The organism is Novipirellula artificiosorum, from assembly GCF_007860135.1.
Classification (GTDB): Bacteria; Planctomycetota; Planctomycetia; order Pirellulales; family Pirellulaceae; genus Novipirellula_A; species Novipirellula_A artificiosorum.
In genome coordinates this window covers 1,475,291-1,488,741 of record NZ_SJPV01000001.1, presented here as the reverse complement: position 1 = coordinate 1,488,741, position 13,451 = coordinate 1,475,291, and the positions used below count along the sequence as shown (strand labels likewise).

Annotated in this window: 12 protein-coding genes; 4 read left to right on the top strand and 8 right to left on the bottom strand. The window is 55.0% G+C overall.

The window, feature by feature from the left end; translation table 11 throughout:
* Positions 1 to 432, bottom strand: coding sequence for a peptidylprolyl isomerase (locus Poly41_RS05260; RefSeq protein ID WP_146524786.1), 432 nt, complete (start codon positions 430 to 432; stop codon positions 1 to 3).
* A 56-nt stretch (positions 433 to 488) separates the two neighbouring features.
* The gene (locus tag Poly41_RS05255; protein WP_197231076.1) at positions 489 to 1,094 is read right to left on the bottom strand and encodes a cytochrome c oxidase assembly factor Coa1 family protein; all 606 of its coding nucleotides are present in this window, start codon (positions 1,092 to 1,094) and stop codon (positions 489 to 491) included.
* A gap of 511 nt (positions 1,095 to 1,605) precedes the next feature.
* On the opposite strand from Poly41_RS05255, the gene Poly41_RS05250 reads away from it, so the two are divergent.
* The 3 genes from Poly41_RS05250 (at position 1,606) to asnB (ending at position 5,830) form a co-directional block, all read left to right on the top strand.
* Entirely contained in the window at positions 1,606 to 2,631 is a 1,026-nt protein-coding gene (locus Poly41_RS05250; protein ID WP_146524784.1) for a glutamine synthetase beta-grasp domain-containing protein, read from the top strand.
* Between the two features lie 217 nt (positions 2,632 to 2,848).
* On the top strand, positions 2,849 to 3,817 hold the full coding sequence (locus Poly41_RS05245; RefSeq protein WP_146524783.1) for a serine/threonine-protein kinase: 969 nt from the start codon (positions 2,849 to 2,851) through the stop codon (positions 3,815 to 3,817).
* Positions 3,818 to 3,922: 105 nt separating this feature from the next.
* Positions 3,923 to 5,830 carry an asparagine synthase (glutamine-hydrolyzing) gene (gene asnB, locus Poly41_RS05240; RefSeq protein WP_146524782.1) on the top strand — a complete coding sequence of 636 codons (1,908 nt, stop codon included), beginning with the start codon at positions 3,923 to 3,925 and terminating at the stop codon, positions 5,828 to 5,830.
* Between the two features lie 9 nt (positions 5,831 to 5,839).
* Here the strand turns inward: asnB and cysC are convergent, their stop codons facing one another.
* The 3 genes from cysC to Poly41_RS05225 all read right to left on the bottom strand — a co-directional run bounded on the left by cysC (position 5,840) and on the right by Poly41_RS05225 (position 10,086).
* Positions 5,840 to 6,514: an adenylyl-sulfate kinase gene (gene cysC, locus Poly41_RS05235; RefSeq protein ID WP_146524781.1), complete on the bottom strand. Its 675-nt coding sequence runs from the start codon at positions 6,512 to 6,514 to the stop codon at positions 5,840 to 5,842.
* A gap of 189 nt (positions 6,515 to 6,703) precedes the next feature.
* Positions 6,704 to 7,489, bottom strand: a complete 786-nt coding sequence (locus tag Poly41_RS05230; protein WP_146524780.1) for an enoyl-CoA hydratase/isomerase family protein — start codon at positions 7,487 to 7,489, stop codon at positions 6,704 to 6,706.
* A gap of 245 nt (positions 7,490 to 7,734) precedes the next feature.
* The gene (locus tag Poly41_RS05225; protein WP_146524779.1) at positions 7,735 to 10,086 is read right to left on the bottom strand and encodes a hypothetical protein; all 2,352 of its coding nucleotides are present in this window, start codon (positions 10,084 to 10,086) and stop codon (positions 7,735 to 7,737) included.
* Between the two features lie 630 nt (positions 10,087 to 10,716).
* Between Poly41_RS05225 and Poly41_RS05220 the strand changes: the two genes are divergently transcribed.
* Complete coding sequence (locus Poly41_RS05220; protein ID WP_146524778.1) at positions 10,717 to 10,932, top strand: hypothetical protein; 216 nt, start codon at positions 10,717 to 10,719, stop codon at positions 10,930 to 10,932.
* 94 nt (positions 10,933 to 11,026) lie between these two features.
* On the opposite strand, the gene Poly41_RS05215 is transcribed toward Poly41_RS05220, so the two are convergent.
* From Poly41_RS05215 to Poly41_RS05205, 3 genes are all read right to left on the bottom strand, one after another.
* On the bottom strand, positions 11,027 to 12,112 hold the full coding sequence (locus Poly41_RS05215) for an L-rhamnose/proton symporter RhaT (protein ID WP_146524777.1): 1,086 nt from the start codon (positions 12,110 to 12,112) through the stop codon (positions 11,027 to 11,029).
* Positions 12,113 to 12,173: 61 nt separating this feature from the next.
* Positions 12,174 to 12,617 carry a MaoC family dehydratase gene (locus tag Poly41_RS05210; protein ID WP_146524776.1) on the bottom strand — a complete coding sequence of 148 codons (444 nt, stop codon included), beginning with the start codon at positions 12,615 to 12,617 and terminating at the stop codon, positions 12,174 to 12,176.
* A complete protein-coding gene (locus Poly41_RS05205; protein WP_146524775.1) occupies positions 12,610 to 13,383 on the bottom strand; it encodes an IclR family transcriptional regulator in 774 nt (257 codons plus the stop codon). Before Poly41_RS05205 ends, Poly41_RS05210 begins: the two co-directional genes overlap by 8 nt.
* Positions 13,384 to 13,451 lie beyond the last annotated feature (68 nt).

The window sequence follows — 13,451 nt, the reverse complement described above, 5'->3', positions numbered from 1 at the left end:
CTAGGCTTCGGTGACTCGCACCGTCGTCATCACGTCGCCTTGCTTGATCGAATCGACCACGTCTTGGCCTTCGATGACCTTTCCAAACACCGAATGACGCCCGTCCAGGTGCGGGGTCGCCAGGTGCGTGATGAAGAATTGGGAACCATTCGTGTTCGGACCGGCATTGGCCATCGATAACACACCGGGGCCATCGTGTTTCAGTTCAGGATGAAATTCATCTTCGAATTGATAGCCAGGGCCACCTGTGCCGGTTCCCTGCGGGCATCCGCCTTGCACCATAAAGTCCGCAATGACTCGGTGGAATTTCAAGCCATCATAGAATTGCTTCTCGCACAGTTTTTCAAAATTCTCAACGGTTTTGGGTGTTTTGTCGTCAAACAGCTCGATACGGATCGTGCCTTTGTCGGTTTCGAAAGTTGCAATTTTCATGAATCAATTTTTTGGAGTTAAAGTAGAAAGAGATGATTTGGGAGCAGCACCGAAGACTACGGGAAGGCTGGCTCGGGCGACTCGATATCGCGAACCCTAAAATCATTCAGGTCCTCTGGTTGATCCTGCATTTCGGAGTCGGACTCCCCACTCGAAGGCTCGGCATTGTCCGCTGGAATCAGCTGATGACGTGTACCATCGGGCAGGACCAATTCGGCAGATCGCAATGCAAAAGGTTGCCCTGGGACCCCTTGATCCTGCTGGATCACTAAAACACCCGAACCTTTATCGCCTTGGATGTCAAAGGCGATCGCCCCAGGTTTACCTTGGGTCATTTCTTGGTTGGCCGTCTCAGAAATACTCATCTTCACGGATTCGATCTCACCGATCTGCTCGACCACGGTTGGGTCTCCGTCGATCTGACGTGTAATTTCCTCTCCCATCATGCCCTGGCCCATCTGGAACATGAAGTAGCTACCACCGCAACAGACCAAGCCCCCGACAACGCCCAGCACAACGATGGTACCGAGCACCCAAAGCCAGACATTACTCTTCTTGGGCGGTGGCGAGCCTTGCGGCAACTGCCCGCTTGGGAATTGGCCCTGTGGATTGCGGGGTGCAGCGTTGGGATTCTGGAAGGGGTTATCAGAGTTCATCGACATCGGTGGATCCTGGTACGGAAACGGTCGCAGTGAGATTACTTGTTGGATTCGAACGATCGTGTTTTGGCGACCGATCCCGGTCCCTCTCGAACCGGCGGGGTTGAGGGGAACCGCTCCAAGCATTCGCCCCGTATTAGAATGCGAAAACGCCCGTGCGACTAGTGTTGGCCCAAGGGGCCGGCCGACGGGAGCATGACTTTTTGGTGCAAATCTCGGCGAAACCACTCACCCAGTGGCTTTTCTGTTCCCGTTCTGGGCCCCTGGCATCGATCGCTCAATTACATCCTTTTCAGCAAAAAAATATCAGATATCCTATTGAGGGTCTGAGGCGGGCGATTGGACTCCTTGTTTTGGATAACCCACTCGATCTTGCTGGCGTGGATTTGCTAGCAGACCGAAAGCCTGGGTGCGGTAGGTAGAACCGTTTGGATTCTGTTGGGCGGATGGTGAGACACTCACAGCACGCTCGCATTCTCTCTTTTTCCGATGATTCACAAGGGGAATCGATTACATGACTAAGTGCAAGTTAGAGTACATCTGGCTCGACGGCTATCAACCTACCCAAAGCCTGCGTAGCAAGACGATGGTGGTCGAGGATTTCAGTGGTAAGGTCGAAGACGCCAAAATGTGGGCGTTCGACGGCTCGTCGACCGAGCAGGCACCCGGCGGCAGCAGCGACTGCTTGCTGCAACCCGTTTTCGTTTGCCCCGACCCCGGTCGCAGTGGCAAGAGCTTCTTGGTCATGTGTGAAGTGCTCGATTCCGAAGGCAACCCACATCGCACCAATGGTCGTGCGACCATCAAAGATGGAGATGACGATTTTTGGTTCGGTTTCGAACAGGAATACACGATTTGGAATCCTGACACGATGAAACCCATTGGTTTCCCCGTCGATGGGATGCCGGGTCCCCAGGGACCTTATTACTGCAGCGTCGGACACGGCAAAGCGGTTGGCCGCGACATCGTCGAAGAGCACCTGCAAATGTGCCTCGATGCTGGTCTGAACGTTGAAGGGATCAACGCCGAAGTCATGATGGGGCAATGGGAATTCCAAATCTTCGCCAAGGGTGCACAACGTGCTGGTGACGAAGTTTGGATCGCTCGCTATTTGCTCGAGCGAGTGGCCGAAAAGTATGAAATGAGCATCAATTGGCACTGCAAGCCCATGCAGGGTGACTGGAACGGTAGCGGCATGCACGCCAACTTCTCCAATACGACCCTGCGAACTTGCGGGTCCAAGGAAATCTACGAGTCGATTTGCAAGGCGTTCGAACCACGCATTAAGCATCACATCGATGTTTATGGTGCGGACAACGACCAACGGCTGACCGGCCTTCACGAAACCCAATCGATCGACAAATTCAGCTACGGTGTCTCCGACCGTGGCGCGTCGATTCGCATTCCGATCGGAACGGTCAAGAATGGCTGGAAAGGTTGGCTGGAAGATCGCCGCCCGGCATCGAACGCGGATCCTTACATGGTTGCCAGCGCAATCATCACCACGGTCAAGGGCGCCAAGCTTCCCGTGAACGCGTAAAACGCAGCAGGATTCATTTGGATTCCTGCGTCGATGGCATTCAACACTCCCCCCAATGGCCCATTGAGCCATTGGGGGGTTTTTTCTTGCTCGGGTCTTGTCGGGGATGACTGTTTTTTCGTCCGCAACGACACCTCAAATGCCAAAGCAACCGACTCCGCCACGGTGACAAGAACCGACGGTGCGTTGGCAAGGCTTTTTGCTTTACAATAGATGCATGATCAACGAACCTACCATTATCCTGTCGGGTACCGATCCCGACCTGCCACAGAACGTCCCCCCTGGATTGGCGAGGTATAGCGGTCTTCGCGAAATGGCACGTGGCGGTAGCGCGGTGCTGCGTTCCGGTTTCGATTGCGTGACCGGTCGCACCGTCGCGATCAAGTCGCTGCTCCCCGAAACGCGACACGATCAGCGTGAACAGCGGCGTTTGCTACGCGAAGCTCGAGTGACCGCGCAATTGCAGCACCCCAACACGGTACCAGTCTACGATATCGGAAACGACGAAGAGTGGGGAATCTACTTCGTCATGAAGCGGATCTCGGGCGAGAACCTGTTCGAAATATTGAAGCGGATTGCACAAGGCGAACAGGACACGATCGATGCTTACCCGCTATCCCGCCGTTTGGAGATCCTGATTGGGGCTTGCCAAGCACTCGCCTACGCGCACGCTCGTGGAGTGATCCACCGAGACGTGAAGCCGGAGAACATCTGGGTTGGGAACTTCGGTGAGGTGATCCTGCTCGATTGGGGCGTGGCTAAAGTTTGGGGGCACGCGGACGACAACGAACCGCTCAACCGCAGCGTGCTGACCACCGAAGAAACGGAGAGTCAGCAATTGAAGACGCTAACCGGTGGTGGCCAGCGACCGGGAACCCCTTTGTACATGTCCCCCGAACAAGTCAACGGGAACCGCGGCATCGACGAACGATCAGATATTTTCAGCGCGGGAGTGACGATGTACGAAGCGTTGGCAATTCGAGAACCTTTTCGTGGTGCAAACATCAACGAGACGTTTGACAACATCCAGAACAAAGAAATCCCTCCTCCGAGCGAACGCTCGCCCGATCGGAACATCCCAAAATCGGCGGACGACGTCGTCATGAAAGCGATTCAAAAACGACCAGGCCAGCGATACCAATTCATGCGAGATTTCATCGATGCCATCCGCACCATCGAAACTTAGACTTCGTTCACCCAAGGTGCTGGCCGCACGTTGTCCGATCCAAGCCGTCAAGCCATACTAGCTGAACAGAACTGAAACAAATCGTGGGCAAGGAAACAACAATCGATGTGTGGGATCACCGGAGCGGTGTGGCTTGACCACGGCCACGCGATCGATTCGTCGACGCTTCGACGGATGACCGATGCGATCGCCCATCGAGGCCCCGACGATTCTCAGATCTGGATCAACAACGACCACCATGATGCGCACGGACGGCAAGTGGGCGTTGCTCTGGGATTTCGACGGCTGAGCATTATCGACCTTGAAGGTGCTCGCCAGCCGATGACCAACGAGGACGGGAAGGTCCACATGGTCTTCAACGGAGAAATCTATAACTACCAGACACTCCGTCGACGACTGGAAGGAACGGGGCATACGTTCGCGACGCACGGTGATGGCGAATCGATCTTGCACCTGTATGAAGACGAGGGCACCGACTGCTTCTCACAACTCAACGGCATGTTCGCGATCGCCATTTGGGATGCCAATCGAAACCGAACCGTTTTGGCTCGCGACCGGATTGGACAAAAACCACTCTACTATGCCGTCAAAAATAACCGATTGGTTTTCGGCAGTGAACTGAAGTGCTTGGTCGAAGCCGGCAACGTTTGCAATGAGATTGATCCAGCAGCGATCGATGAGTTCTTAACGTACCAGTACATTCCACCGCCGGGAACGATTTGGAAAGGGGTTCATAAACTTGCGCCAGGGCATTTTGCTGTCTATGAAAACGGTCAGCTTCGAGTCGAGCGATATTGGAACTACGACCCGTCGCGGGAGGTGCCGATTTCTCATGGCGAAGCCTGCGAACGACTCAAAGAGCTGCTGACCGATTCGGTTCGGTTGCGGATGCAAAGTGATGTTCCGCTCGGATCTTTCCTGTCCGGCGGGATCGACTCGTCGCTGATCACGGCGATTGCCCAATCCCTATCCGATCAACCCGTGCAAACGTTTAGCATCGGTTTCCCGATTGCGGACTTTGACGAAACGGCCTACGCGGCTCAAGTTGCCAAACACCTTGGCACGAAGCATGAGCGATTCGAAGTTCGCCCAAGCGGTGTCGACATTATCGACAAGTTGGTCTGGCACTACGATGAACCGTTCGGCGACTCTTCCGCGGTCCCGACATGGTACCTATCCGAATTGACTCGGCGGCAAGTCACCGTGGCCTTGTCCGGCGACGGTGGCGACGAGTTGTTTGCGGGCTACGAGCGGTACCGTGCGCTATGGCTCAGCAGCAAGCTACAAAAATGGTTCCCCGTTCATCGCATCCCGGGGATTGGGATGATTCAAAAATTACCCGATTCCTCAAAACGCCGTTCGGTCATTCGCAGAGCCAAACGATTTTCGGAAGCATTCGGACAATCCACTGTTCGCCGCTACCTGAATTGGCTACAGATCTTCCCAGAATCCCTCCGCGGAAACCTCTACACCAACGACTTTCTTGCGCAGCTTCCGGGTGACGATCCCATTGATTTCCTCGACTCGGCGTGGCACCGGTCGGCCGGTCGCGATATCGTCACCCGGGCTTCGACGACGGACGTGTTGACCTACTTGCCGTGCGATCTTTGCACCAAAGTCGATATCGCGTCGATGGGCAACAGCCTTGAAGTTCGACAACCCCTGCTGGATTACCGGGTGGTCGAGTTTGCCGCAAGCTTGCCAGTGAAGTACAAGTTTCGCGGCCGACGAGGGAAACTGATCCTGCAGGACACGTTTGGGACGATGATTCCAAAGTCCATTTTCACGCGCAGCAAGATGGGATTTGGAATCCCCATCGCCCATTGGTTCCGTGATGAACTGAAACCCATGGTGCATGAAACCTTGCTCGCCGACGATGCAAGAATTGCTCCGTTGATGAGACGAGAAACGGTTGCGGAGTTGGTGCGAGCCCACGAGCAAAACGAACACAACCACGGCTACCGGCTTTGGAATCTCTTGATCCTGGAAAAGTGGCTGCGTCGATGGACCTAACGGTTTCGCTCAACCCGCTTGAAACACGTTTCGCGCGATCAACCATCGCAGAACAACGCTTGCTTGTTCGGCCGCTGACATCCCCTCGCCACCCGGCAAGTGTATTTCTGGGTTTTCTGGAAGCTCATACGGATCACTGATGCCGGTAAAGTGTTTGATCTCGCCCGCTCTCGCTTTCTTGTACAACCCTTTTGGGTCACGTGATTCACAGATCGCCAGCGGCGTGTCGACAAAGACTTCGATAAAATCCCCCTCGCGGCCGGCGGCTTCCACGATCTGGCGGACATGATCGCGGTCTTTTCGATAAGGGCTGACAAACGCCGTCAACGTGATCAGCCCGGCCGATGCCATCAATGCGGCAACCGATCCGATGCGACGAATATTCTCTTCTCGATCCATCGAGCCAAAACCGAGTCCGAATCTTGCGGCAAATGCTTCGCTATGCTCGGTTCTCAGTCGATCGGGCGGCGCACAGAGGCCATGGCGAATGTTATCGCCATCGAGCAGCATGGTGGATCGGCCAAGCCGGCTGAGCTGGCAATCCAGCTCATTCGCGACGGTACTCTTGCCGCATCCGCTAAGCCCCGTGAACCAAACGACCACACCACGTTGGCCAAGATTTTGTTCGCGAGTGGCGCGGTTCACAGCGTGGTCGTGCCAAACAATGTCCGAAGGATTCGTCATCGCAGAGGATTTCGTAGAGAGGGAAGGGATGCCTGGGTAGCACCTCGACTACAATCGAGGGGCTAGTGCTTTGTCAATCCTTAATTTTAGGGTTCGAGGGACCGGAGGGCTCGCGCCCTGCCGCTAAAACTTGTAGCGGAACGGCGCGAGCCGTCCGGTCTCACCCTAATTTTTAATCTGGACAAAGCACTAGAGCCAATCAGGATCGCGTTTTTCCAAGAAAGCAGCGACGCCCTCTTTCGCCGCATCGGTTGAACAAACTGCGGCGCTATCAGCAATTCCGGCTGCGATTTGAGTCATCAGGGTTTCTCCGATCTGCTCGTTGAGGGCCCGCTTGGTGGCTTGCACCGCTTCGCGCGGGGCCTTGCAACAGACCTTCGCAAGGTCCGACGCAGCCACCCAGATTTGCTCGGCTGCGACCGGTGGTTCACAAAGCCCACGACGATAGGCTTCCTCGGCGCCCATGCTCTCTCCCGTCAACATCATTTTGGCTGCCGTCGCCGCTCCGCTGCGAAAGGCGATCAAGGCGGTCGTCGCCCCATCGACCAATCCGCGGCGGACCGCTGCGGCCGACAACGTGGCTCGCTGGGATACCACCATCAAATCCGCTGTCAACGCTAACCCAAGACCCGCGCCAATTGCCGCCCCATCGACGGCTGCAATCACCGGTTTTGGAAACCGTAAAATCTGCTCAAGCAGATCGGCGTAGTGGCGCCAGGCATGGATGAACTCCTGTAACGCTTCCTGCGGGGGCATTCTGGCAATTTCATCGAGGATGGCTAAGTCAATGCCAGCGCAAAAATGCTCACCGGCCGCAGCCAAAACCACCGCCCGAACGCGACCCTCTTGGTGGATGTCTCCAAAGGCCGTTTGCAATTCCTCCATCAAGCGAGGACTCAGGGCGTTGTGTCGGTCAGCGCGATTCATCATCACGGTCGCGACCGGTCCGTGGATTTTGACGTCGACGTGCTGCATCAGGAACGGAGGGAAAAGAGGAGCGTGTTGCAGCGGTTCACTGCGAAAGGTCCGTCGATCCAAAGCATTCTAACAGAAGTGTCGTCGCCTGAAAAAACGGTATCGAACACCATTCTAGGCTTTTTCAGGAGACCCGGTGAGGTGAGAACGAAAAAAGCCCCGGAAAGCACAAGGCTTTCCGGGGCCACTCCTATTTCTCACGCCAACGCGACGCTCGAAGGGTTACTCATTCTGAGCGTATCGCTCTAGTTGCCGCAGTTGGTGCAACCAGCACCAGTCGCCATGGGAGCCGATTCCATAACAGGAGCCGATTGCATGATGGCACCGCTGCTGATGACTTCGCCACCGCCACAGCTGCTGCAACCAGCCGAAACTGGAGCGGGCGAGCTGTAGACAGGAACCTGAATCGTGCTTGGAACCTGAACGCACTTCTGAACTTGAACAGCCGTCATGGTCGTCACGGGGACGCAAACGCTGAAAGTTTCAGGAACTTGCTCTTGAACCGTGTCGTAAACCGTCACGTTGTAGGTGCGGGTACGCGTTTCAGGAACGTTGACCGTGAAGCTGACTTCGCGGCTTTGCTCTTGCGATTCCATACGAGTCTTGTTGATCGTACGAGTACGGGTTTCGGTCGTGTAGGTCGTTTGAGGAACCATGCGAGTGCGGGTTTCCAAACGAGTCTTCGTGACAGGAACCATACGAGTACGTTCTTCAGTTCGCATCTTGGTCACAGGAACGCTACGGGTCTTGGTTTCCGTAGTGTAGCTGGTGACTTGATACTCACGAGTACGCTCTTCTTGACGGCACTTCTGAACCGTAACCATGCGGGTACGATTTTCGGTGGTCATTTCGGTGTAAGGAACCGTACGAGTACGGGTTTCCATACGTTGACGCTGAACAGGAACCATACGAGTACGGGTTTCTGTGGTCATCGTGGTGACAGGAACTTCGCGGGTGCGAGTTTCCATACGAGTGCGAGTGACGGGAACTTCGCGGGTGCGAGTTTCGGTACGGCACTTCTGAACTTCGTAAGTACGCTGACGAGTTTCTTGACGGCACTTTTGAACCTGAACGGTTCGCGTGCGTTGCTCGGTCGTGTACTTCGTCACGTTGACCATACGCGTGCGAGTTTCGCTTTGCATCTTGGTAACCGGTACCATGCGAGTCTTGGTTTCGCAGGTGTAGCTGGTCGTCGTGTAGGTGTAAGGAACCTGGCTCGTTTGACGCTGATAGGTCGTCACCGGCACTTGGGTCGTAACACAATTTGGAACGTAAACGCGACGGTAGGCGATTTGAGGAGCACATGCACTTGCTGCTGCACCACAACCGCTGTCACATCCACCACATGCATCGCCACAGCCACAGGAAGTGGAACAGCTATTGCATGATCCACAACCACCACAGCCACCATGTTTGCCGAGAAGGCCACATCCGCCGAGGATACCACGACGGCTGCTGCCAGCCGAAGCGTACGAGCTGCTACCGCTCACTTGAACCGCTTGGCACTGATAGCTGCCCATGTCCTTGGTAACCGAACGCATCGTCGTCACAGGAACACAAGTCGAAACGGTTCGGTATGCAGTGTGGGTCTGCTGCACAGGAACGCGAACTTGGTACGTTTGAGCGACTTGCTCGGTGCAAGGAACTTGAACCGTGTAGTTCTGAGCCACTTGCTCGGTAACAGGAACGCTAACCGTGTAAGGTTGCTCAACCGATTCGGTGTAAGGAACGTTGACGGTGTAGTCCTGAGTCATCGTTTCGGTGTAAGGAACGTTGACCGAGTAGTTCTGGGTGATCGTTTCGGTGTAAGGAACGCACACTTGATACGTTTCGGTACGCGACGAGGTCACAGGAACTTGAACCGTGTAGTTCTGTGCAACTTCTTCGGTGTAAGGAACGCACACTTGGTACGATTCTTCACGAGTCTTTTGAACAGGAACCTGAACGGTGTACTCTTGAGCGACCTGCTCCGTGTAAGGAACGTTGACCATGTAGGTCTGAGTCTTTGTTTCGGTAACAGGAACCTGAACCGTGTAAGACTGCTCGACGTTCTCGGTGTAAGGTACTTGCACCGTGTAGGTTTGCTCAACCTGATCGGTGTAAGGAACCGAAACTTGGTAGCTCTGTTCAACTTGAGTTGTGACAGGAACTTGAACCGTGTAGGGTTGCTCTTCGGTGTAAGGAACACAAACTTGAACCGTGTAGTTTTCGGTACGGGTTTGCGTTTGGGGAACCATCACCGTGTACTCTTGCGAACGAGATTCCACTCGTGCGACTTGCTTAGAGACCGTACGCATACGGGTCTGAGTTTGACGTTGATAGGTCGTCGAAGGGACCATCTTCGTCTCGGTGACGTACTGCGAACGCATCACCGTTTGAGTTTGATAAGATACAGTCGGGCCACATGCCCCTGCATCTGATACGACGCCTTCAACCACGGCGCCTGAACCACTGCCCATCACGACGCCACCGTCGCTAGAGACACAACCGGAGCCGCTCTCGCAGCCTCCGCACGAACCACATTGAGCTTGAACGTTTACCGCGAACACGAGCGTCGCAATAACACCAAGCACACACTTTAGCAATGATGCTTTCATCTAGGGTAACCCTCCAAAAACGTCTCACAGCCTGTGAGGCAACAGAAGAAAATCGGGAAGCTTTAACGGCTGCGTAATTTGGGCGAACCTACGCCCTGAACCCAAGAATCTATACTCTCCGTTGGCAGTGTCAATCATTTCTTCAGCGATATCTCCGGCAATTCGTGAAAATTCAGGAAACCTTTTCAGAGTGTGATCAAACCGGTGTCATATATGGCTGTCCATCGGTCGTTTTGACGCAGTTGGCGATTCGAGAAACGGCCACAACCCCTCCTCCCGCTCGCTTGGGCAATGCTCGACTCCGATCCCAAAGCGATCACGACGCCGACAAAACGATCCGAAGCCGGATGATTCGTTGGAGTGGTAGGCTTTAGCCGATTGCGTGCCGGATCCTTGCTGAATCGGCTAAAGCCTACCACTCCAACGTGCGCAGTCTGCTTTTTTCTCAAGCGATGTAAGCCTTTGGCCTATGAAGGGTTACGGGTAAGATCTTTTTGGAATGATGAATAACCCGGGCTAAGCAGCGGCACTTGCATCACCATGGCAAACCAATCTCTGCCGAGTTTCGCTTGTCGTCAAAACAGCTCCAACCGCGGCTGCGCCAACAAAGGAACGAGAAAAAGAGAAGCTGTGACCTCGGCTCGAGATGCAGCCTTGATTTCGACGGAACAAACAACTGAACATGAAGACACCATCCCGGGCTTCGCTAGCAACGCTGGGCTGCGCTGGCAACTCGGGGCTGCGCTGGCACCGTCGCCCCATGCCGCGATCGGAGCCAGCACCCTGATTGAATCGCATCCGCGAGTGAAGATCGCCGCCCACAAGTGCAAGCAGGGGGGGGGCTGAAAGACAGACAGAGGGGACTAGCAGGCAGGAAGGCGGGCGGGCGGGGGAGAAACGCCACCCCCCGCAGGTTCGTTTGCGACGCGCCCGAGCAAGCTTATTGCTCACCGAGATAGTTTCCGTACGTAATCACCAACGTTGCGACCACGATGATCGCCATCCCAAGGTGCAGAATGCGTTTCGGTCGGCCATCGGTGCCTTCCCATTCCCGGAAGACGAATCCGTAGATATTGCTGAACAGAATCAGCATCGACATGTGCAGCGCCCAACTGGTGAAGCCGTACGTTTGCCCCATGTTCGCATGCCCCATGCCGTAGAAGAAGAACTGGAAGTACCAGAACGCGCCGCTCAGGAGCGCCATCAGATAATAGAAGCCCAGGTTGCCGCCGCCTTCTTTCGGCAGACGTATCAGCTGGCTGGCGGTGCCATTGCGTCGAATCAGGAACAGACAGCCGATGAAGTTCGTCAGGAACGCGCCGCCATTGGAAAAGGGGTAAATCGCATTCATTTTCAACAGGTCACTGGCCCCCTCGGCCAAGGCTGCTTTCTCCAGGGGTTCTCCCGCCAGCAGGGCAAAGTTGAATAACGCCGAAAGCACACCGGCCATGATTGCCAGGGGGACGCCAATCCGGAACGAGAAGGGACTCTCCGAGCGATTGCCGCCGCCAACGGCGCCGGCATTGGCTTTCTCGCGCAACGCGCCGGCCCATCCACAATACAGGATACCCACGAGCGACAAGAGGATGCCGGCCAAGACGATCTTACCAGGCGTCGTCGAGAATTTGTCATCAAGCAGCCAGACAAATCCATCATTGGGATTCCAGATCAACGGAAAAATGGTTCCCAGCCCCGCGGAAATGCCAATCGCGATCGCGTAGTTGAGTGAAAAGCCGATGTAGCGAATCCCAAGTCCAAACGTCAATCCGCCGATGCCATAGATCGCACCCAGCCCGAATGATCGCCACATCACTTCGCTGGGAACACTCGACAGAACTTCCATGTAGTTGGGAATCGTCAAGAACGCGCCGAGGATCGGCAGAATCAGCCACGCAAAGGAAGCTTGCGCGATCCAGTAAATCTCCCAAGACCATGCCGTGGTCTTCTTCTGAGGTGTGTAACAACTCGACGAAGATAGGGCGCCAACCGCATGAAGCGCGGCACCCAGAAGCGGATTGGAAACCATCAAAAGATACCTTTGCCGTTTGGCGAGAGACGAGGAAGGGGGCCCCGAGGGCGACGCCGCCCTATGACTTCTTGTTCACGATCAGCAAATGATCACACACCAAGACCGTTTCGTCGTTTTGATTGACCACCTCCAAGTGCTCCGTCACAATGCCTTGATGCGGCCGCTTGTGATGATCCCGCTTTTCTGAAATCGTGACGACCGAATGCAGGGTGTCATTAATGAAGACAGGCTTCAAGAATCGCAATCGATCGTAACCATAGCTCATGGCAACCGGATTGATCACGTTCGCGGTTAACCCCACGCCCACCGCAAACGTCAACGTACCATGTACGATTCGCCGCTTAAAATCTTGTGTCTTGCACCATTCCGCGTCCATGTGATGCGGAAAAAAGTCGCCCGTTTGCCCTGCATGCAACACGATATCGGCTTCGGTGATCGTTCGGCCAAGCGTCGTTCGCTGGGAATTCAGTTCGTAGTCTTCAAAATGGATTTCCTCAAACATGCGATTCCTTTTCAAAAATGGCTGCGATTTGCTGGCAGGCTTTGCGGACCGCTGGCAATAAGGTTGACTGTTGTGACTTCTTGCTCCACTTCAGGATACAGGGAGTCCCCAGCACGGCATCATTTCCCATCCATGCAGCGGGGATCAAGCGATCGACATCCAAGACGCCTGGCGTCGGCTCGCTGGCAATCACGAGCTCATCATTTTCTTCCAGCGTACGCAATTGACGATCAAAAGCAGCACGCTGCGATTTGCGGAATGCTCGGTAGTCCGAATCGTTGTCCAGCCACCCCTGACGCGTCTCGCTGGGCAAATGTGCAAGCAACAGTTTTCCAGCGGTAGTGTTGACGGCCGAGTACGTCACCGTTTCGCTGATGTTCAAGGAGTGCATGTGGGGACTCGGTTGGTTGTACACCACCCGAACCCGTCCGCCATCGAGGATCGAAAGATGACAGGACTCACCGACGCTTTGAGCCAGTTCCGCCATGGGCGTGGCGGCCAAGTCCCGGAACCGGCGATGGGCCGGACAAAGCTGCGCCAGACTGTAGAGCTGCAGGGTCGGGCGGTACTCGCCCGACCGCGGATCCCGTTGGGCATAGCCCCGCTGCTCGAGGCAATTGAGCAGCCGAAACACCGAGCTCACCGGTTTGCCGCTACGATCTGCGATCGCTTTTTGCGACAACGGCTCCGAGCAGCCCAACAGCAATTCCATCAGGTCGAGCCCGTGCTCAAAGGCGGGGACGCTGTATTTGATGGTTTCCGACATAAAGACCCAAAAACGCAATTTCCAATGCAAAAATATAATGCAGTATCCGAAAATACCACTTGACCGGC

Excerpts from the sequence above, each read along its gene's own strand:
- Poly41_RS05260 (WP_146524786.1), bottom strand. The coding sequence starts at position 432 with ATGAAAATTGCAACTTTCGAAACCGACAAAGGCACGATCCGTATCGAG.
- Poly41_RS05255 (WP_197231076.1), bottom strand. The coding sequence starts at position 1,094 with ATGTCGATGAACTCTGATAACCCCTTCCAGAATCCCAACGCTGCACCC.
- Poly41_RS05250 (WP_146524784.1), top strand. The coding sequence starts at position 1,606 with ATGACTAAGTGCAAGTTAGAGTACATCTGGCTCGACGGCTATCAACCT.
- Poly41_RS05245 (WP_146524783.1), top strand. The coding sequence starts at position 2,849 with ATGATCAACGAACCTACCATTATCCTGTCGGGTACCGATCCCGACCTG.
- asnB (WP_146524782.1), top strand. The coding sequence starts at position 3,923 with ATGTGTGGGATCACCGGAGCGGTGTGGCTTGACCACGGCCACGCGATC.
- cysC (WP_146524781.1), bottom strand. The coding sequence starts at position 6,514 with ATGACGAATCCTTCGGACATTGTTTGGCACGACCACGCTGTGAACCGC.
- Poly41_RS05230 (WP_146524780.1), bottom strand. The coding sequence starts at position 7,489 with ATGCAGCACGTCGACGTCAAAATCCACGGACCGGTCGCGACCGTGATG.
- Poly41_RS05225 (WP_146524779.1), bottom strand. The coding sequence starts at position 10,086 with ATGAAAGCATCATTGCTAAAGTGTGTGCTTGGTGTTATTGCGACGCTC.
- Poly41_RS05215 (WP_146524777.1), bottom strand. The coding sequence starts at position 12,112 with ATGGTTTCCAATCCGCTTCTGGGTGCCGCGCTTCATGCGGTTGGCGCC.
- Poly41_RS05210 (WP_146524776.1), bottom strand. The coding sequence starts at position 12,617 with ATGTTTGAGGAAATCCATTTTGAAGACTACGAACTGAATTCCCAGCGA.
- Poly41_RS05205 (WP_146524775.1), bottom strand. The coding sequence starts at position 13,383 with ATGTCGGAAACCATCAAATACAGCGTCCCCGCCTTTGAGCACGGGCTC.